Source organism: Vibrio sp. Vb0349 (assembly GCF_033338975.1).
In genome coordinates, this window is record NZ_JAWOTS010000011.1 from 1 (window position 1) to 18,092 (window position 18,092).

At 46.0% G+C, this 18,092-nt stretch carries 17 protein-coding genes; 16 read left to right on the top strand and 1 reads right to left on the bottom strand.

What is annotated here, in order from left to right:
* From R7Q47_RS13605 to fliJ, 15 genes are all read left to right on the top strand, one after another.
* Positions 1 to 528, top strand: a 528-nt coding sequence (locus tag R7Q47_RS13605) for a flagellin (RefSeq protein WP_206946719.1), incomplete at its 5' end; no start/stop codon positions are given.
* Between the two features lie 288 nt (positions 529 to 816).
* Positions 817 to 1,947 carry a flagellin gene (locus tag R7Q47_RS13610; RefSeq protein ID WP_005380449.1) on the top strand — a complete coding sequence of 377 codons (1,131 nt, stop codon included), beginning with the start codon at positions 817 to 819 and terminating at the stop codon, positions 1,945 to 1,947.
* A gap of 92 nt (positions 1,948 to 2,039) precedes the next feature.
* The gene (flaG, locus tag R7Q47_RS13615; RefSeq protein ID WP_005384493.1) at positions 2,040 to 2,474 is read left to right on the top strand and encodes a flagellar protein FlaG; all 435 of its coding nucleotides are present in this window, start codon (positions 2,040 to 2,042) and stop codon (positions 2,472 to 2,474) included.
* A gap of 21 nt (positions 2,475 to 2,495) precedes the next feature.
* Entirely contained in the window at positions 2,496 to 4,490 is a 1,995-nt protein-coding gene (gene fliD / locus R7Q47_RS13620; protein WP_248486921.1) for a flagellar filament capping protein FliD, read from the top strand.
* A 3-nt stretch (positions 4,491 to 4,493) separates the two neighbouring features.
* Positions 4,494 to 4,799 (top strand): flagellar protein FliT, encoded by a 306-nt coding sequence (locus R7Q47_RS13625; protein ID WP_005380456.1) that lies wholly within the window; start codon positions 4,494 to 4,496, stop codon positions 4,797 to 4,799.
* Between the two features lie 12 nt (positions 4,800 to 4,811).
* A complete protein-coding gene (gene fliS, locus R7Q47_RS13630; RefSeq protein ID WP_005380457.1) occupies positions 4,812 to 5,222 on the top strand; it encodes a flagellar export chaperone FliS in 411 nt (136 codons plus the stop codon).
* Positions 5,223 to 5,509: 287 nt separating this feature from the next.
* Positions 5,510 to 6,976: a sigma-54 dependent transcriptional regulator gene (locus R7Q47_RS13635; protein WP_005384490.1), complete on the top strand. Its 1,467-nt coding sequence runs from the start codon at positions 5,510 to 5,512 to the stop codon at positions 6,974 to 6,976.
* Between the two features lie 199 nt (positions 6,977 to 7,175).
* The gene (locus R7Q47_RS13640; protein WP_005380459.1) at positions 7,176 to 8,207 is read left to right on the top strand and encodes a sensor histidine kinase; all 1,032 of its coding nucleotides are present in this window, start codon (positions 7,176 to 7,178) and stop codon (positions 8,205 to 8,207) included.
* A 36-nt stretch (positions 8,208 to 8,243) separates the two neighbouring features.
* Positions 8,244 to 9,653, top strand: a complete 1,410-nt coding sequence (locus R7Q47_RS13645) for a sigma-54-dependent transcriptional regulator (RefSeq protein WP_053349543.1) — start codon at positions 8,244 to 8,246, stop codon at positions 9,651 to 9,653.
* Between the two features lie 122 nt (positions 9,654 to 9,775).
* Entirely contained in the window at positions 9,776 to 10,087 is a 312-nt protein-coding gene (gene fliE, locus R7Q47_RS13650; RefSeq protein WP_005384482.1) for a flagellar hook-basal body complex protein FliE, read from the top strand.
* Between the two features lie 14 nt (positions 10,088 to 10,101).
* Positions 10,102 to 11,844 carry a flagellar basal-body MS-ring/collar protein FliF gene (gene fliF, locus R7Q47_RS13655; RefSeq protein ID WP_005380462.1) on the top strand — a complete coding sequence of 581 codons (1,743 nt, stop codon included), beginning with the start codon at positions 10,102 to 10,104 and terminating at the stop codon, positions 11,842 to 11,844.
* A complete protein-coding gene (gene fliG, locus R7Q47_RS13660; protein WP_005380470.1) occupies positions 11,837 to 12,892 on the top strand; it encodes a flagellar motor switch protein FliG in 1,056 nt (351 codons plus the stop codon). The genes fliF and fliG overlap by 8 nt, the downstream gene beginning before the upstream one ends.
* A 71-nt stretch (positions 12,893 to 12,963) precedes the next feature.
* Positions 12,964 to 13,764, top strand: coding sequence for a flagellar assembly protein FliH (fliH, locus tag R7Q47_RS13665; RefSeq protein WP_005380472.1), 801 nt, complete (start codon positions 12,964 to 12,966; stop codon positions 13,762 to 13,764).
* 3 nt (positions 13,765 to 13,767) lie between these two features.
* Positions 13,768 to 15,087, top strand: a complete 1,320-nt coding sequence (gene fliI, locus R7Q47_RS13670) for a flagellar protein export ATPase FliI (protein ID WP_033907107.1) — start codon at positions 13,768 to 13,770, stop codon at positions 15,085 to 15,087.
* 6 nt (positions 15,088 to 15,093) lie between these two features.
* The gene (fliJ, locus tag R7Q47_RS13675) at positions 15,094 to 15,537 is read left to right on the top strand and encodes a flagellar export protein FliJ (protein ID WP_005380474.1); all 444 of its coding nucleotides are present in this window, start codon (positions 15,094 to 15,096) and stop codon (positions 15,535 to 15,537) included.
* Between the two features lie 40 nt (positions 15,538 to 15,577).
* On the opposite strand, the gene R7Q47_RS13680 is transcribed toward fliJ, so the two are convergent.
* The gene (locus R7Q47_RS13680) at positions 15,578 to 15,892 is read right to left on the bottom strand and encodes an NIPSNAP family protein (RefSeq protein WP_033907108.1); all 315 of its coding nucleotides are present in this window, start codon (positions 15,890 to 15,892) and stop codon (positions 15,578 to 15,580) included.
* Between the two features lie 280 nt (positions 15,893 to 16,172).
* Here R7Q47_RS13680 and R7Q47_RS13685 point away from each other — a divergent pair, with 280 nt between their 5' ends.
* Positions 16,173 to 18,026 (top strand): flagellar hook-length control protein FliK, encoded by a 1,854-nt coding sequence (locus tag R7Q47_RS13685; protein ID WP_167415378.1) that lies wholly within the window; start codon positions 16,173 to 16,175, stop codon positions 18,024 to 18,026.
* Positions 18,027 to 18,092: the final 66 nt, after the last annotated feature.

Sequence of the window (18,092 nt, forward strand, 5' to 3'; positions counted from 1 at the left end):
TACGGCCAAGAGCAAGAAATCAACATCAGCGCAAAAGCGGGTGACGATATCGAAGAGCTTGCGACTTACATTAACGGTCAAACTGACCTAGTGAAAGCCTCAGTAGACCAAGACGGTAAACTGCAAATCTTTGCTGGCAACAACAAAGTCGAAGGCGAAGTCGAGTTTTCAGGCGGCCTATCTGGTGAGCTAGGTTTGGGCGAAGGTAAAAAAGTAACGGTAGATACTATCGACGTAACCTCAGTTGGTGGCGCACAAGAATCTGTTGCTATCATCGATGCAGCACTGAAATACGTAGACAGCCACCGCGCAGAGCTAGGTGCATTCCAGAACCGTTTCAACCACGCAATCAGCAACTTGGACAACATTAACGAGAACGTGAATGCGTCGAAGAGCCGTATCAAAGATACAGATTTCGCGAAAGAAACGACGGCAATGACCAAGTCACAAATTCTATCGCAAGCGTCAAGCTCAATCCTTGCGCAAGCGAAACAAGCGCCAAACTCAGCGCTAAGTCTGCTAGGTTAATTTCAAACCTAAGACGAGAACCTCATTGGCTCGTGGTGAGAGATGAGCGAGTAAACCCAGCTTCGGCTGGGTTTTTTTCTGTCTTTTGGGGCCCCAGGATTTCTGCGAATCACGACATTAGAGCTTCATCACATTTCAGTAAGCCAAAGAAAATAATCGCAAAAAATTGAAAATTTCTTCTAAAGGATATTCATCGGTCGCCGTTAAAGGGACTGAGAGAAATGAGATGTACCTAAGTGAGATGAGAGACACGACGGTACATTCACTAAAGCCTTAAGGAGATCAATTATGGCGATTAACGTTAATACTAACGTTTCTGCGATGACTGCACAGCGTTACCTAAACCAGGCAGCTGACGGTCAACAAAAATCAATGGAGCGTTTGTCTTCGGGTTATAAAATCAATAGCGCGAAAGACGATGCTGCAGGTCTACAGATTTCAAACCGCTTGAATGCACAAAGCCGTGGCCTAGACATGGCAGTGAAAAACGCAAACGACGGTATTTCTATTGCACAGGTTGCTGAAGGTGCAATGAATGAATCTACCAACATCCTACAACGTATGCGTGATCTTTCGCTTCAATCGGCGAACGGCTCTAACTCAAAAGCAGAACGTGTAGCGATCCAAGAAGAAGTAACAGCGCTAAACGATGAGCTAAACCGTATTGCTGAAACTACCTCTTTCGGTGGTAACAAGCTTCTAAACGGTACTTACGGTACTCAATCTTTCCAAATCGGTGCGGACTCAGGTGAAGCAGTGATGCTTTCTATGGGTAACCTACGCTCAGACACTTCAGCAATGGGTGGTAAGAGCTACGCAGCAGAAGAGGGTAAAGACGCATCTTGGACTGTTGGTGAGAAAACAGAGTTCAAAATGAGCTATACCAACAAGCAGGGTGAAGAGAAAGAGCTATCAATCAGCGCTAAGCAAGGCGATGATATTGAACAGCTAGCGACATACATCAACGGTCAAAACGATGATGTAAAAGCCTCTGTTGGCGAAGATGGCAAACTACAAGTATTTGCTTCTTCTCAAAAAGTTGAAGGTGATGTTGAGTTTTCTGGCAACCTAGCAGACGAGATCGGCTTTGGTGGCCCGAAAGACGTAACAGTGAAAGACATCGACGTAACCACAGTAGCTGGCTCTCAAGAAGCAGTAGCGGTTATCGACGGTGCTCTTAAGTCCGTAGACAGCCAACGAGCTTCACTTGGTGCTTTCCAAAACCGCTTCAACCACGCAATCAGCAACCTAGACAACATTAACGAGAACGTTAACGCGTCTAAAAGCCGTATTAAAGATACTGATTACGCGAAGGAAACCACTGCGATGACTAAGTCGCAAATTCTTCAGCAAGCAAGTACTTCAATCCTGGCTCAAGCGAAGCAGTCTCCATCTGCAGCGCTAAGCTTGTTGGGCTAAGTGGTAAACCCAGCCTGAGGTCAACACCTTAGTGCTGGGGCACCAAAGCGATAGATTCTATCGTTAGCCCATAAGGTGGAAGGGAGATTGTAATGGATATATCCTCCTACGCATCGAACATCCAGCCTTACGGCACGCCAAATGGCACAAAGTTTGCAAATAAAAATGGCAATGATATAGGCACGTCTAGCCCAGCAAATTCAAATGGTGAGATTTCGCCGCAAAAAGCGAAAAACACCGAATACGACTTCTCTGTTCAAGCTGCGATCGAGATGGCTGAAAGCCGTCAAGAACTGAACAAGGAAGAACGTGAAAAATTGGTCGCACAAATGAATGAATTTGTAACGTCCATAAACAAAGGAGTCGCATTTCGAGTGGATGAAGAATCCGGACGAGATGTGGTGACGATTTATGAAGCCAATACCGGTGACGTGATTCGTCAAATTCCTGATGAAGAAATGCTAGTGGTATTGCGTCGCCTAGCTGAGCACACAGCCAACAGCGGGTTGTTGACTGAAAAAGTGTAAGTCGTTTTTAGAGGTGATTTGATGAGTTTAGGCCCTTTGGGGATGTCTGGCGGCATGGATATTAATTCCATGGTCAGCAAAATTGTGGATGCCGAACGCGTACCAAAGCAGCAACGTATCGACAACGAACGCACGACAATTAACGCCAGTATCAGTGCTTACGGGCGACTCAGAGAATCATTGGATACGATGAAAAATCTCATGGCGAACTTTCGTCAGGAGAAAGCATTTGCCGTTCGCACCGTCGAAACGACCAATGACAATATTGTATCTGCCACGGCAACCACAGATGCTATCGCTGGCAAATATGCTATCGATGTGTTGCAGCTTGCTCAGAGCCATAAAGTCGCTTCTGACGTATTGCCAGAAGACGCAAAATTTGGCCCTGGTAAGCTGCAGATTTCGCTTGGTGATGAGCGTTTTAATATCGATGTTCGTTCCCGATCTAAGCTCATCGATGTAGTACGTGGCATCAATGGCGCTAAAGATAACCCTGGCGTTCGTGCATCTCTTATTAACGACGTCAAAGGTCCACGCCTTATCCTTGCTTCTAACCTCTCTGGTAAGGATCATCAAATCAGAGTCAGTGTGGAGGCAGAAAAAGGCAACCCTCTTAAATATTTCGAATACCAAACACTTGAAGACCGCGTCAACGCGCTTGAAGAAGCTCGTTCAGCGGCGGAAGATGTCTTAGGTCCTCTTAAATTTCCGGAACAACCAGCAGAAGAGCTGGATGCAAACGGCAATCCTCTACCTCCAGAAGAGCAAAAAGCGGCAGACGATGTACAAGATGATGCATCGCAAGCGCCAATCTCTGCGGCGGGTGCAGAAGCAGCCAAAGCTGGTCAAGAAGCCATTGATGAAGCCAACCGACGCGCGAGTTTACGCCCTGAAGACAGAATTCCAGGGTGGACAGAAACTGCGTCAGGTACTTTGTTGGACTCTTATGAAGAACCAGAGCTTGAACTCGACGAAAAGGCAATAGAGAAGGCACCAGATGTACCAGGCTGGAATAATGCCGCATCGGGCACCCTAACCGATTCTTACGTTACGACGAAAGAGGCTAAGCAGCTTCTTGAGCAAGAAAAAGCGGAAATCGAGCAAAAAATTGCGAGTGAAAAGCAAGCGTTAGACGAAAAAGTGGCACGTGGTGAACTGTCCGAAGCGCAAGCTAAGCAAATTCATCGCGCTAAACTTGATCCTCAAGAACGTGAGCGTCTGGAAAAAATTGATGAAGCAGAAGCGAAAATCGCAAAGGCACAATCTGCTTTTGAACAATACCTTGGGATGACAGAAGTACAAGCAGGGCAAGATTCAGAAGTTCTGCTTGATGGCGTGGCAAAGCTATCTAGCCACAACAATGTGATTGAAGATGCGATCGAAGGTGTTGATTTAACACTAAAAGGCAAATCAGAACCGAATAAACCGCCTGCTGAAATTGGTGTCGAGTACGACCGTCAAAGTGTACGCAACGATATCGAAAACTTTGTGGCAGCGTATAACTCGTTTTATCAAACCTCCCAAGCGTTGGCGAGTGTGGATCCGGTAACTGGCCAAAAAGGGCCGTTGTCAGGTGACAGCACCGTACGCAGTGCAGATTCACGATTAAAATCGGTCTTTTCTACTCGAATCGATAAAGCACCTGAAAACCTAAAGTCCTTAACAGAATTTGGCATTACGACCACACGTCAAGGCACCCTAGAAATCAACTATGACATGCTAGATCGCCAGTTGAACAATAACTTCAACGAGTTAGAAAAGTTCTTCGGTGGCAACACAGGTTTTGCTAAACGAGTAGAAGATGCGATTCACGGTATCACAGGTATTACAGGCAGTATTCGTACTCGAGAAAAAAGTCTCATAGAACAAAACTACCGTTTGAGTGACGATCAAGCGGCATTAGATCGCCGCATGGAAAGCCTAGAGAAGCGTACTCATGCGAAGTTTACCGCGATGCAAGATGCGACCGGTAAAATGCAAGGCCAGTTAGGCGCTTTGATGAGTGCGTTGGGTTAATAAATGCAAAAAGAACTCATGGAAATTAGTGATATAGATCAATTGATTACGCAAGAATTAGAAAAAATTGATTTTAATGCTGAAGAAATTCTTCGCTTGGTCGATATCAGGGAACGGTTATTGCAAAACCTGTTACCAATTATTCATCAAAATCCTTTGGTTAAGCAGGATGCAGAGTGGCAAGCATTGCTAACTCGTACCAAAAGAATTGTCGAGCTGATGCAATCGGAAACGTCAAAGGTCGGAAAAGAGCTCCATAAGTTTCGTTATGGCCAGCGTTCACTTCAGCAGTACAAAAAATTTATTTAAAAGAGGATTACTATGCGCGGTTCTTTGCAAGCATACAAAAAGGTATCAGTCGACAGCCAGCTTAGCGCGGCTTCTCCGCACAAAGTCATTCAAATGCTTATGGCTGGTGCGATTGAGCGCCTTATTCAAGGTAAAGCAGCCATGCAGGCAGGCAATATTCCAGCAAAAGGTGAGCGCTTAGGTAAAGCGTTAGACATCATTATCGCGCTACGCAGCTGTCTATCTATGGATGATGGTGGTGATATTGCTTCAAACTTAGATTCACTGTATGAGTTTATGATCACGCAAATTTCTGCTGCTAACCATCAAAATGAGCCTCAGCTGATCGACGACGTTATCGACATTATCCGTGAGATCAAGTCCGCTTGGGACCAAATCCCAACAGAGTTTCATAATCTTACCGCTGCTGAAGTTGGTATTTAATAGTCAAAACAATGCGTTAAGATACTAGACGAATATATTTGTCAATTGCGCAACGAGTTGTGTAGCAAAGTTTCTATCAAGCTCACACCTCTCTATTGCTTGGTTGCCTTATTTTTATATTCAAATAAAATAGAAGCCATTAGTAGCCCTAATGGCTTTTTTGTTGCTGATTTTCCTATTTTGTCTATCGTAAATTGAGTGTGGTGGTTCTGCCTTCTTTAGCACCCAATTGCGCAAATCAAGGTTTGGCCGCAACGCACCTAAAATAAAGGCAATCATTCTTACTTATGCATGGTTTGGCAAAGCTGCTTGTAATTGATGATGACGCATCAAGTCGTTTAAATTTAAGCAATATATTGGAATTTGTTGGAGAAAATTGCGAAGCGGTCAGTTCTGATCAGCTCAGCGATGTTGATTGGTCTAGCGTATGGTCGTGCTGTATTGTTGGTAATATTCCAGCAGGTCAAGCGGCGAGTACGGTTATCTCTCATTTAAACAGCGCTTACCACATCCCTCTTCTAGTCATGGGCCGTTTTCCTTTGCCTGTTGATGATCTTCCAAATTTTGTTGGTGAACTAGAGCTGCCGCTTAATTACCCACAGCTTAGTGAAGCGTTACGCCACTGCAAAGATTTTCTGGGGCGAAAAGGAGTGAATGTTGTTGCTAGTGCACGCAAAAACACGCTTTTTCGCAGCTTAGTTGGTCAAAGTAGAGGTATTCAAGAAGTTCGACATCTGATTGAGCAAGTATCAAACACGGAAGCAAACGTGTTGATCTTAGGTGAGTCCGGTACGGGTAAAGAAGTTGTTGCGCGTAACATCCACTATCATTCTTCATACCGCGATGGCGCATTTGTACCTATTAACTGTGGTGCAATACCGCCTGAGCTCCTAGAAAGCGAATTATTTGGTCACGAAAAAGGCGCGTTTACTGGTGCGTTAACTGCCCGTAAAGGTCGATTTGAGCTCGCAGACGGTGGCACGATCTTTCTTGATGAGATTGGCGATATGCCAATGTCGATGCAAGTAAAATTGCTTCGTGTATTGCAAGAACGCTGCTTTGAACGTGTAGGTGGCAATAGTACCATCAAGGTAAATGTTCGAGTGGTGGCGGCGACACACCGTAATCTAGAAAATATGATTGAAGAAGGCACGTTCCGAGAAGACTTGTTCTATCGTCTGAACGTGTTTCCAATTGAGATGCCAGCGCTGAAAGAGCGCAAACAAGATATACCATTGCTGCTACAAGAACTGATGACACGTTTAGAGGCGGAAGGCGGACAACCTATCTGCTTTACACCTCGTGCAATCAACTCACTTATGGAGCATAACTGGCCGGGCAACGTACGCGAGTTGGCTAATCTTGTTGAGCGAATGATTATTCTGTATCCAAATAGCTTGGTGGATGTAAACCATCTACCAACCAAATATCGCTACAGTGACATCCCAGAGTTCCAACCAGAGAGCAATCCATTTGTTTCGGTGGAAGAGCAAGAGCGTGATGTATTCCAAGATATCTTCTCTGAAGATTTTAGCTTTGAAGATCAAGACGACCTTGATCACAGCATGAACGCCCCGCAAGCGCTGCCACCGGAAGGGGTTAATTTGAAAGAGCTGCTGGCTGATTTAGAAGTTAATATGATCAGCCAAGCATTAGAAGCGCAGGGTGGCGTTGTAGCAAGAGCGGCCGACATGCTGGGTATGCGACGTACTACGCTGGTGGAAAAAATGCGTAAGTACAACTTACAGCGCTAGGTAAAGTGAAGTTTTAAGACGATATCTGAATTATCACTTGTGCTAGTTAACATCGTTTTTCTGGCATCCAAAACCGTTATCTCTGAGTGTCAACTTATTGTCGATAGCTTAACGTCCTGATAAATATAAAAAATAGCTTGGTACGCTAATTGCTTACCAAGCTATTTTAGTTTTAGCGGCGATATTTCGACAGGCAGTAATGGATAACAACACCAATCAATCCCATTTAGATTCCGTAGAGAATCAGGTTGAGCGCTACAAACAGGTGCTTGATGTGATGCCTGCTGGAGTGATTTTGCTCGATACGTACGGAGTAGTGCGTGAAGCAAATCCAGAAGCGCACCGAATTCTTGAGATTCCACTGGTTAACGAAAAATGGTTCAACGTTATCCAGGCGGTGTTTGACCCACGTGAAGATGATGGCCACGAAGTTTCATTACGTAATGGCCGTAAAGTTCGACTCGCCATCTCGGCGTCCACAACAGGTCAATTGATCCTGATTACCGATTTAACCGAAACCCGTTTACTTCAAGCTCGTGTCAGTGATTTACAGCGCTTATCGTCGTTAGGACGTATGGTTGCGTCGCTTGCTCACCAAGTAAGAACGCCGCTGTCGAGCGCTATGTTATATGCATCCAATTTGGGAGCGCCAAATCTTCCTCCAGCGACAAAAGATCGCTTCCAAACCAAATTAATGGATCGACTGCACGATTTGGAAAAGCAGGTTAATGATATGCTGCTTTTTGCTAAAGGTGGTGATAATAAAGTCATTAAGCCATTCACGATTGCCCAGTTGGTAGCGGAATATCAGCCGATGGTCGAAACCGCGCTAAAAAACAACAGTATTGATTACTGCCTAGAAGTTGAAGAAGAACAAACTGAGCTACTAGGCAATGCGAACGCCATTGCATCCGCATTAAGTAATCTGGTCATGAATGCGATTCAAATGTCTGGTAAAGAATCGCAAGTCGATATTTTTTTCCGCCCGGTAAATGGTGAGTTACGCATTTCTGTGCAAGACAGCGGACCGGGAGTGCCCGAAGAACTGCAAGCCAAAATTATGGAGCCATTTTTTACCACACGTTCTCAAGGAACTGGATTAGGGTTGGCAGTTGTTCAAATGGTTTGCCGTGCCCATGACGGTCGATTGGAACTTATTTCAGAGCAGGGTGATGGAGCCTGCTTCACCATGTGCATTCCGCTAGAGCGAGTGCAAACAGAAGCGCAATAAGCGGCTTTTGGTAATAACAATTTCTGGAGAATCATAATGGCGCAAAGCAAAGTGCTGATCGTAGAAGACGATGAAGGTCTTCGTGAAGCCCTAGTCGATACTCTGGCTCTGGCAGGGTATGAGTGGTTGGAAGCGGACTGTGCTGAAGATGCACTGTTAAAGCTGAAATCGAATACGGTTGATATCGTCGTTTCTGATGTGCAAATGGCGGGTATGGGTGGTTTAGCTCTGCTCAAAAGCATCAAGCAGAATTGGCCTAACTTACCAGTATTGCTAATGACGGCGTACGCCAATATTGAAGATGCCGTGTCGGCAATGAAAGACGGCGCGATTGACTACATGGCGAAACCATTTGCACCAGAAGTATTGCTGAACATGGTCAGTCGATATGCACCGATCAAAAGCGATGACAATGGTGACGCGGTCGTGGCAGATGAAAAAAGTCTGCGTCTACTTGCGTTGGCCGATAAAGTGGCACGTACAGATGCGAATGTTATGGTGCTAGGTCCTAGTGGCTCAGGTAAAGAAGTGATGTCGCGCTATATTCACAACGCGTCAAATCGTAAAAATGGTCCTTTTGTCGCAATTAACTGTGCTGCGATTCCTGACAATATGCTCGAAGCAACACTGTTTGGCTATGAAAAGGGCGCATTTACTGGTGCTGTTCAGGCATGCCCAGGAAAGTTTGAACAAGCACAAGGTGGCACAATTTTACTTGATGAAATCAGTGAGATGGACTTGAACCTGCAAGCGAAGTTGTTGCGTGTTTTGCAAGAGCGAGAAGTAGAGCGCCTAGGCAGTCGCAAAAGCATCAAGTTAGATGTTCGTGTGTTAGCGACGAGTAACCGTGATCTTAAGCAATACGTGTCAGAAGGAAACTTCAGAGAGGACTTATATTACCGCCTGAATGTATTCCCAATTGCGTGGCCTGCACTTAAAGAACGTAAAGGCGATATTGCACCGCTTGCCAAGCATCTTGCTGAGCGTCATTGCAGCAAAATGGGCATGCCAGTGCCTCAATTCTCGACCGTTGCGTTAGAAAAACTATTGCAATACCCTTGGCCGGGTAATGTTCGTGAATTGGATAACGTGGTTCAACGAGCGCTGATATTAAGTGAAAATGGCGACATCGATGCAGAGCACATTTTGCTTGAGGGCGTAGATTGGCAAGATGCCAATAGCTTGCAACACGTGGTGCAAAATGCAGATATGGTCGTGCCCAATGTTAAGCCAGTTGCTCAAGCTGAGAGTGTCAGCCGCCCAGTAACTGGTGGAGAAGGCTTAGGCAGCGAGCTGCGCGATCAAGAATACGCCATTATTTTGGAGACTTTGGTTGAGTGTAATGGTCGACGCAAAGAAATGGCGGAGAAACTGGGTATAAGCCCTCGAACCTTGCGCTATAAGCTTGCCAAAATGCGTGATGCTGGTATAGATATCCCGAATTAACACAGACAACGGCCATAAGACAAAAAGTGTAAGTAAATTGATTACTAATGTCTTATGGCACGTTAATTGCTGTGTCAATAATCAGTTTTGTTAATAGTCAATCTTTTGGCTTAGAGGTGCTAATGAAAATTGATGGTATTCAGGCAGAAATGCGCGCCATGATGGTAGAAGCAACCAATACGGCTCCTACTGCAAGTGGGGCGAAAGTTGGAGCGGATTTTAACGATCTCCTAACTAAAGCCATCAATAACGTGAACACACTTCAAAAAGCATCTGGTGATTTACAAACCCGTTTTGATCGTGGTGATGCCGATGTATCCCTTTCTGACGTTATGATCGCTCGTAACAAGTCTAGTGTCGCTTTTGATGCGACGGTTCAAATTCGCAATAAACTCGTTGAGGCATATAAAGACCTCATGAACATGCCAGTGTAATTTAGGTAATAAGTGTGGCAGACAAGTCTACAGATTTAACCGTCACTGAAGGCGGCTCAGATGGTGCACTGGTAGCAAGTTCCGATGTGGATGTGGAGAGTCAAAATCCAGATCTAGAGGAGCGCAGTGCGTCAAAATTCGATATGGCAGTGGGCGACCTCGATTTACTTCGTCAGGTTGTGCTTGTGCTGTCGATATCCATCTGTGTTGCATTGATCGTGATGTTGTTCTTTTGGGTCAAAGAACCGGAGATGCGCCCACTTGGTGCGTATGAGACCGAAGAATTGATCCCCGTTCTGGATTATCTGGACCAGCAGAAAATCAATTATAAGCTTGATGGCAATACTGTTTCTGTTGAATCGAGTGAGTACAACTCGATCAAACTTGGCATGGTTCGTTCCGGCGTTAACCAAGCTACAGAAGCGGGCGATGATATTTTGCTGCAAGACATGGGTTTTGGTGTTTCACAACGTCTCGAGCAAGAGCGTCTCAAACTCAGTAGAGAGCGCCAATTAGCTCAAGCAATTGAAGAGATGAAGCAAGTTCGCAAAGCACGAGTGTTATTGGCACTGCCAAAGCACAGCGTGTTTGTGCGTCATAACCAGGAAGCGTCTGCGTCGGTATTTTTGACATTGTCGACAGGCACGAACCTTAAGCAGCAAGAAGTGGATTCTATTGTCGACATGGTAGCGAGTGCCGTGCCGGGAATGAAAACTTCTCGAATTACCGTCACAGATCAGCATGGCCGCTTACTCAGCTCAGGCTCCCAAGATCCTGCTTCTGCGGCACGACGCAAAGAACAAGAATTAGAACGCAGCCAAGAGCAAGCGCTGCGCGAAAAAATTGATTCCGTACTATTACCGATTTTAGGTTATGGCAACTATACGGCGCAGGTTGATATCCAAATGGATTTCAGTGCGGTTGAACAAACTCGCAAACGCTTTGATCCGAACACCCCTGCGACCCGCAGTGAGTACGCACTCGAAGATTACAATAACGGTAACATGGTAGCGGGTATTCCGGGTGCGTTGAGTAATCAGCCTCCAGCGGATGCCTCAATTCCGCAAGATGTGGCTCAAATGAAAGATGGTTCTGTCATGGGGCAGGGGTCAGTTCGTAAAGAGTCCACGCGTAACTTTGAACTAGATACCACCATCAGCCACGAGCGAAAGCAGACCGGGACGGTGGCTCGTCAGACCGTTTCTGTTGCGATTAAAGACCGTCGTCAAGTTAACCCTGATACGGGTGAAGTGACTTATACCCCAATGTCCGAATCTGAAATCAATGCCATTCGCCAAGTATTAATTGGTACCGTTGGCTTTGATCAAGGTCGTGGCGATTTACTGAATGTATTGAGTGTAAAGTTTGCTGAGCCAGAGGCTGAGCAGCTAGAAGAACCACCAATTTGGGAGCACCCTAACTTCAGTGATTGGGTTCGTTGGTTCGCAAGTGCATTAGTGATTATTGTGGTTGTGTTGGTTCTGGTTCGCCCAGCAATGAAGAAATTGCTTAACCCTACCAGCGATGATGAAGACGAAATGTACGGACCAGACGGCTTGCCGATTGGTGCGGATGGTGAAACTAGCTTGATTGGCAGTGACATCGAAAGCAGCGAACTGTTCGAGTTTGGCTCAAGTATTGATTTGCCAAACCTTCATAAAGATGAAGATGTATTGAAAGCGGTTCGTGCTCTGGTTGCTAATGAACCTGAACTGGCTGCTCAAGTAGTGAAAAACTGGATGAATGACAATGGCTAACGATATCGTACCTCAAGATGACAACGCCGCGGGAATGCCAGTAGAGCTGGATGTTTCAACCATTACTGGCGAAGAAAAAGCGGCAATTTTGCTACTGAGCCTTAATGAACAAGATGCAGCTGGCATTATCCGTCACCTAGAACCAAAACAGGTTCAGCGTGTTGGTAGTGCGATGGCCCGCGCGAAGGATCTCAGCCAAGACAAGGTATCTGCTGTTCATCGTGCGTTTTTGGAGGATATCCAGAAATACACCAACATTGGTATGGGCAGCGAAGACTTTATGCGTAATGCACTGGTTGCCGCTCTTGGTGAAGACAAAGCCAACAACTTAGTTGACCAGATCCTACTTGGTACGGGCTCAAAAGGCTTGGATTCTTTGAAATGGATGGACCCACGCCAAGTGGCGAGCATTATTGTCAATGAACACCCACAGATTCAAACTATCGTACTGTCTTATTTAGAAGCAGACCAATCTGCAGAGATTTTATCTCAGTTCCCTGAGCGCGTGCGTTTGGATCTGATGATGCGTATTGCCAACCTTGAAGAAGTTCAGCCATCAGCATTGGCAGAGCTGAACGAAATCATGGAGAAACAGTTCGCGGGTCAAGCGGGTGCACAAGCAGCCAAAATTGGCGGCCTGAAAGCAGCAGCGGAGATCATGAACTACCTAGACAACAACGTTGAAGGTTTGTTAATGGAGCAAATTCGCGATCAGGACGAAGACATGGCGACGCAAATCCAAGACCTAATGTTTGTCTTCGAAAACTTAGTCGAGGTGGACGACCAAGGTATTCAGAAGTTGCTGCGTGACGTACCACAAGACGTGTTGCAAAAAGCACTCAAAGGTGCAGATGACTCGTTACGTGAGAAAGTCTTCAAGAACATGTCTAAACGTGCTGCTGATATGATGCGTGATGACATAGAAGCGATGCCGCCAGTACGAGTGGCAGATGTAGAAGCCGCTCAGAAAGAAATCTTAGCAATTGCCCGTCGAATGGCGGATGCTGGTGAGCTCATGTTGTCTGGCGGTGCTGACGAATTCTTATAATTTCTATTGCTTCGCAATTATCCTATTGCGGAGCACCCTCACTTCTTAATCGAACACACAATAGGTAACCCATGGCTGGCGATAGAAAACGTGGATTTATCCGTCCTGATGAAGATGATTCGATGATCGAACCTCAACGTTGGGGGCTGCCTGATTATGGCGAGCCTAAAGCCAAACAAGCAAAACAAACCGCGTTCAACTATGACCCGGGATGGGTGCCGAATTTTGATGAGCCTGAAGAAGAGCAGCCACTTGCGCTAACCGAAGAACAAATTGAACTGATTAAGCAAGGTGCTTATCAAGAAGGCTTACATCAAGGTCAGGAAGCTGGCTTTAAGCAAGGTTACGACAAAGGTAAAGAAGAAGGGTTGCAAGCCGGCCATGCTGAAGGTCTCGAGCTCGGAAAAGCTGAAGGGGTAACTGCAGGGCAAGAATACATTCAGCAGCAAGTTGAAACTTTTATGAACTTGGCCAATCAGTTTGCTCAACCTTTGGAGTTGATGAATGCTCAGGTTGAAAAGCAGCTGGTGGATATGGTGCTCTGCTTAGTCAAAGAAGTGGTGCACGTTGAAGTACAAACCAACCCTCAAATTATTTTAGATACAGTGAAGCAGTCGGTCGAGGCGCTACCAATATCAGGCCACCCTATTACCTTGCACCTGAATCCAGAAGATGTCGCTATTATTCGTTCAGCTTATGGTGAAGAAGACCTTGATTGTCGCAACTGGACGTTAGTTGCTGAGCCATCGCTCAATCGAGGTGACGTCCAGATTGAAGCCGGTGAATCAAGCATTAATTATCGCATGGAAGAACGCGTCAAAAGCGTATTGCACAGCTTTTGTGGCGCAAACCGTCATCAAGAGGGCGAGTAATCCATGCAAGCACTCTCTGACCGCTTAAAAAGCTACAAAGTTGAAGGCATTACGACGCGTCCTGTCGCCTCTGGCAAACTGGTGCGTGTGGTTGGGTTAACGTTGGAAGCGACCGGCTGTCGCGCACCAATTGGCAGTTTATGCTTAGTGGAAACCATGTCAGGTCAGATGGAAGCCGAGGTTGTCGGCTTTTCAGGTGACAACCTATTTTTAATGCCAAGCGAACAAATTACGGGCATTTTACCTGGCGCGAGAGTCACCCCTTTAACCAGTGACGCTGGTTTGCCTGTCGGCATGGAGTTACTTGGGCGCGTGATAGACGGGGTTGGGAATCCACTTGATGGACTTGGCCCTTTGTATACCGATCACCGTGCCTCTTTTAATGCCGAACCAATCAACCCGTTGGCTCGAAAGCCAATTTCTGAACCGCTCGATGTTGGCCTAAAAGCCATCAATGGTTTGTTGACGGTTGGTAAAGGTCAGCGTATCGGTCTGTTTGCAGGTTCTGGTGTGGGTAAATCGGTCACGCTTGGCATGATGACGCGAGGCACCACCGCACAGGTTGTGGTCGTCGGCCTGATAGGTGAGCGTGGACGTGAAGTTAAAGAGTTCATCGAAGAGATCTTGGGTGAGGACGGTCGTCGCCGCTCAGTGGTGGTCGCGGCGCCTGCCGATGCTTCACCTCTAATGCGCTTAAAGGGGTGCCAAACGGCATTAACGATTGCTGAATACTTCCGGGACCAAGGGTTAGATGTTCTGCTATTGATGGACTCGTTGACTCGTTTTGCACAAGCACAGCGTGAAATCGCACTTTCTGTTGGTGAGCCGCCAGCGACGAAAGGCTACCCGCCTTCTGTATTTGCCAAGCTGCCAGCGCTGGTTGAGCGAGCGGGTAATGGAAGTGCCGAACAAGGCTCGATTACGGCGTTCTTTACCGTGTTGACCGAAGGGGATGATTTGCAAGATCCGATAGCGGACGCATCGCGAGCCATTCTTGATGGCCATATTGTACTTTCTCGTGAAATGGCGGATGCAGGCCATTATCCGGCGATTGATGTCGAGAAGTCGGTGAGCCGTGTTATGCCGCAAATCACGACCGAAGAGCACGTTCTGATGTCAAAAGCGGTGCGACAGGTCTTGTCTATTTGTCGCAAGAATCAAGATTTGGTCTCGATTGGAGCGTACAAACCGGGTACCGATCCTGCTATTGATGGCGCATTTACTTTGAAACCGAAGTTAGACGAATACTTGCAGCAGAGCATGAAAGAATCGGTGCCATACGATATGTGCGTCAATATGCTTAGAAACATTTTGGGTGGGTGATAGCGCGTGAATAATGCGATGGAGTTTCTACTTGAGCAAACTAAGGATCGTGAAGACCAAGCTGTGCTTGCACTGAACAAAGCGCGTTCTGAACTCGAAGATTATTACCGTCAGGTTGAACAAATTGAAAAGTATCGGCTTGATTATTGCCAGCAACTCGTCGACCGTGGTCAGGCGGGCCTAACGGCAAGTCAATATGGACACCTAAATCGATTCCTTACCCAGCTAGATGAAACTTTATCTAAGCAAAAGCAAGCAGAAAGTCATTTCAAAGAGCAGGTTGAAAACTGTAAAGAATATTGGTTAACCGTGCGTAAAGAACGCAAATCCTATGAGTGGATGATAGACAAACGCGAAAAAGAGAAACAACTTGCTGAAGCTAAGCGCGAACAAAAGCAAATGGACGAGTTTTCCACCTTACTTTACAGTCGAAAACCACATCGTTTCTAAAGGTTATCGGTTCGATATTGCATTACGGTGTTGCAGTTGACTACATCTCTACCGTTTCAAGTAAGGTAACTTTGATTGAGTCTTGTTCAATTAGCTCAAATACCTTCGGTCGAATCTCGCGAACCCACCACTCGTTGTATGTTTTTTCGTAGAGAGCCTGGCGTGCTTGTTCATTGTCGAACTCTCGAAGCCAAACAAAATAGTCATGTCCATCATCACCAGTGTGGACGTAAGTATTCAGTACACGCATGCCTTGTGAGCGTTGATAGGGCAACAGTTCTTCCTTCATCCAACTTAGCCACTGTTCTGTTTTGCCTGCTCTGATTCTATATTGGCGTAATTCTGTGATCTTCAAAGTGATTCCTTAATTGTTAAGCCAAGTGTCTGTTTACGCTTATCGTTTTTCAAAGTCAATCAAGTAGCTGTACATCATGTTAGGAACCAGGTTATCGGATAGTATTGTTGATGTTTGTTCCATAAACATGCCATCTATTAGCTTGCCGAGAATTGGCCCAATATTGTGGTGTGATTTTTGCATTTTAGCTGTCAGTGTCGGGTCTTTTTGACCTTAGTTTGCCGCCAGTATTGCTGCCTGCCAGCGATATACTCAGAGCCACGAGAACGAGAGTTTCTAAATGAGTGTGAATTTGTCCCATGTATCTGCGACTACCAAGACGCCAGTTTCTGATGTGTCCGCTAAAGCGTCCGCAGAGAGCACTGAGAGCAAGGGATTTTTAGAAACGTTAACCGATGCGTTTGCTGGTAAACAAAAGCCCGAAAAAGTAGCAACAGAATCGACAGTGGTTGAAGAAAAAGAAAGAGCGGATGTAGGCAGTACTTCTTCTGCTAACGTCTCGGACGAATTGTTGGCGCAAGAAAGCCAAGAATCCGTCAGTGACGAGACCCATGGTTTTGATGAAATATCAGCAAACAAACCGAATGCAACCTTAAGTGAAGAAGCAAGTTTACAAAAGGCGAGTAACAGCACACCTTTGGAGAATGATGTTGAAGCTATTGAAAAAGTGAAATCAACATCAATTGATACGAGTAACCCATCAAATACAATGGACGTAAAAAGCACGATGGGCGAAGGACAACAGCTTCTTGGTCGAATTGAACAAGCGAATCAAACCCTGAATGCGAGTAATGCATCCATCGATAGTGGCAAAGTTTTGCCTCAGAGCGCGAATTTAGTGCATTCGTTCCACGAGCAAGCAACCGTTTCGACACACCTTGATGAGCTGGCTTTGAATGAAACGCCATCAGTTCATTCGCTTGAACAAGCACAGATGATCCCAGGACAAGACTTAGAGCCAATTTTAGATAAGAATGGTCAACCTATCGATGTCGACAAACTTTCGCCTGAGTTTGCTGCTTGGCAAGAGCTAGCGAAACAAGCCAGCCATCCGACGGCTAAGAGCGCAGTCAGTGGTGAAGTAGCTAATGATCTGTCGCCGTTGTTAACAGACGTTGATGGTTCCAACATCGACGCGCTTCCACGAGTCTCCTTGGATGAACTTGAAGTTATAGATACTAAGTTGGCGCAAGGAAAACCACTGACTCGGCAAGAAGCTCAGATCATTGAAGGGTTGAAACAAGGAAGGATCACGGCGGATATTCCTGATCAAGACCTTGCCCAATTTGTTGCGCTCCCTAATGACATTAAACAGATTCTCGCAGAGCAACAAGTACAACATAATTTAACTCGCCAGGCTGGACCTATGGCAGTGTCTCAGCAAATCCAGCATACAGCGGCTCAAGTACCCCAGCCACAAACTGCTCATAGTGGAGAAAAAGTCGCATTATCTCCAACGCCTGATACGTTGATAGCCGCGCAAGTGCCGACGTCGCTTCAAGGTGTGAAAGACGGAGAGATTAGCCAGAAAGTGATGAACGCAGCATTGGAGACTGGTGCGCTAAAGTCGACTGCGGATAAACAAGATAAGCCGGACCTCCAACATGGCTTCGCTGGACAGCTTCAGGCTATGGCAGGTCAGCGAGGAATTAATGTGCAGCAACAAACGCGTATTGATGCTGCACAACAAGCTCAGCTTCCGTTGCAACTAACTAAAGAGCTAGCCAACGAGCAAGTTGAGGAAAAAGTGCAAATGATGATGTCGAAGAATCTGAAAAATCTCGATATTCGTCTTGATCCACCAGAGTTAGGTCGTATGCAAATTCGTATGACCATGAATAACGACGTTGCCAATGTACATTTTACAGTGAACAACCCGCAAGCTCGTGACATTATTGAACAGACGCTCCCTCGTTTGAGAGAAATGCTAGCGCAACAAGGTATGCAGCTGGCTGATTCTTCCGTCCAGCAACAAAACAGCGGGCAACAGCAAGGTAGGTATACTGCTGAACAACATGGTCAAAGCGCGCAAAGTGGCGGTTTTTCTGGACAGTCCGAAGAGGGTTTTGAATCTGATGTCAATCTGGATTTGAATGTCGCTTCAAAGCGTGATGGAATTAGTTTTTACGCATAAAAGGCCGTTTAACGGCAATGGCATACGGTTACCAAGCAACTCACTAAAACGTCTTGGTAACTCAAA

Coding starts and splice junctions, on each gene's coding strand:
- R7Q47_RS13610 (WP_005380449.1), top strand. CDS start 817: ATGGCGATTAACGTTAATACTAACGTTTCTGCGATGACTGCACAGCGT.
- flaG (WP_005384493.1), top strand. CDS start 2,040: ATGGATATATCCTCCTACGCATCGAACATCCAGCCTTACGGCACGCCA.
- fliD (WP_248486921.1), top strand. CDS start 2,496: ATGAGTTTAGGCCCTTTGGGGATGTCTGGCGGCATGGATATTAATTCC.
- R7Q47_RS13625 (WP_005380456.1), top strand. CDS start 4,494: ATGCAAAAAGAACTCATGGAAATTAGTGATATAGATCAATTGATTACG.
- fliS (WP_005380457.1), top strand. CDS start 4,812: ATGCGCGGTTCTTTGCAAGCATACAAAAAGGTATCAGTCGACAGCCAG.
- R7Q47_RS13635 (WP_005384490.1), top strand. CDS start 5,510: ATGCATGGTTTGGCAAAGCTGCTTGTAATTGATGATGACGCATCAAGT.
- R7Q47_RS13640 (WP_005380459.1), top strand. CDS start 7,176: ATGGATAACAACACCAATCAATCCCATTTAGATTCCGTAGAGAATCAG.
- R7Q47_RS13645 (WP_053349543.1), top strand. CDS start 8,244: ATGGCGCAAAGCAAAGTGCTGATCGTAGAAGACGATGAAGGTCTTCGT.
- fliE (WP_005384482.1), top strand. CDS start 9,776: ATGAAAATTGATGGTATTCAGGCAGAAATGCGCGCCATGATGGTAGAA.
- fliG (WP_005380470.1), top strand. CDS start 11,837: ATGGCTAACGATATCGTACCTCAAGATGACAACGCCGCGGGAATGCCA.
- fliH (WP_005380472.1), top strand. CDS start 12,964: ATGGCTGGCGATAGAAAACGTGGATTTATCCGTCCTGATGAAGATGAT.
- fliI (WP_033907107.1), top strand. CDS start 13,768: ATGCAAGCACTCTCTGACCGCTTAAAAAGCTACAAAGTTGAAGGCATT.
- R7Q47_RS13685 (WP_167415378.1), top strand. CDS start 16,173: ATGAGTGTGAATTTGTCCCATGTATCTGCGACTACCAAGACGCCAGTT.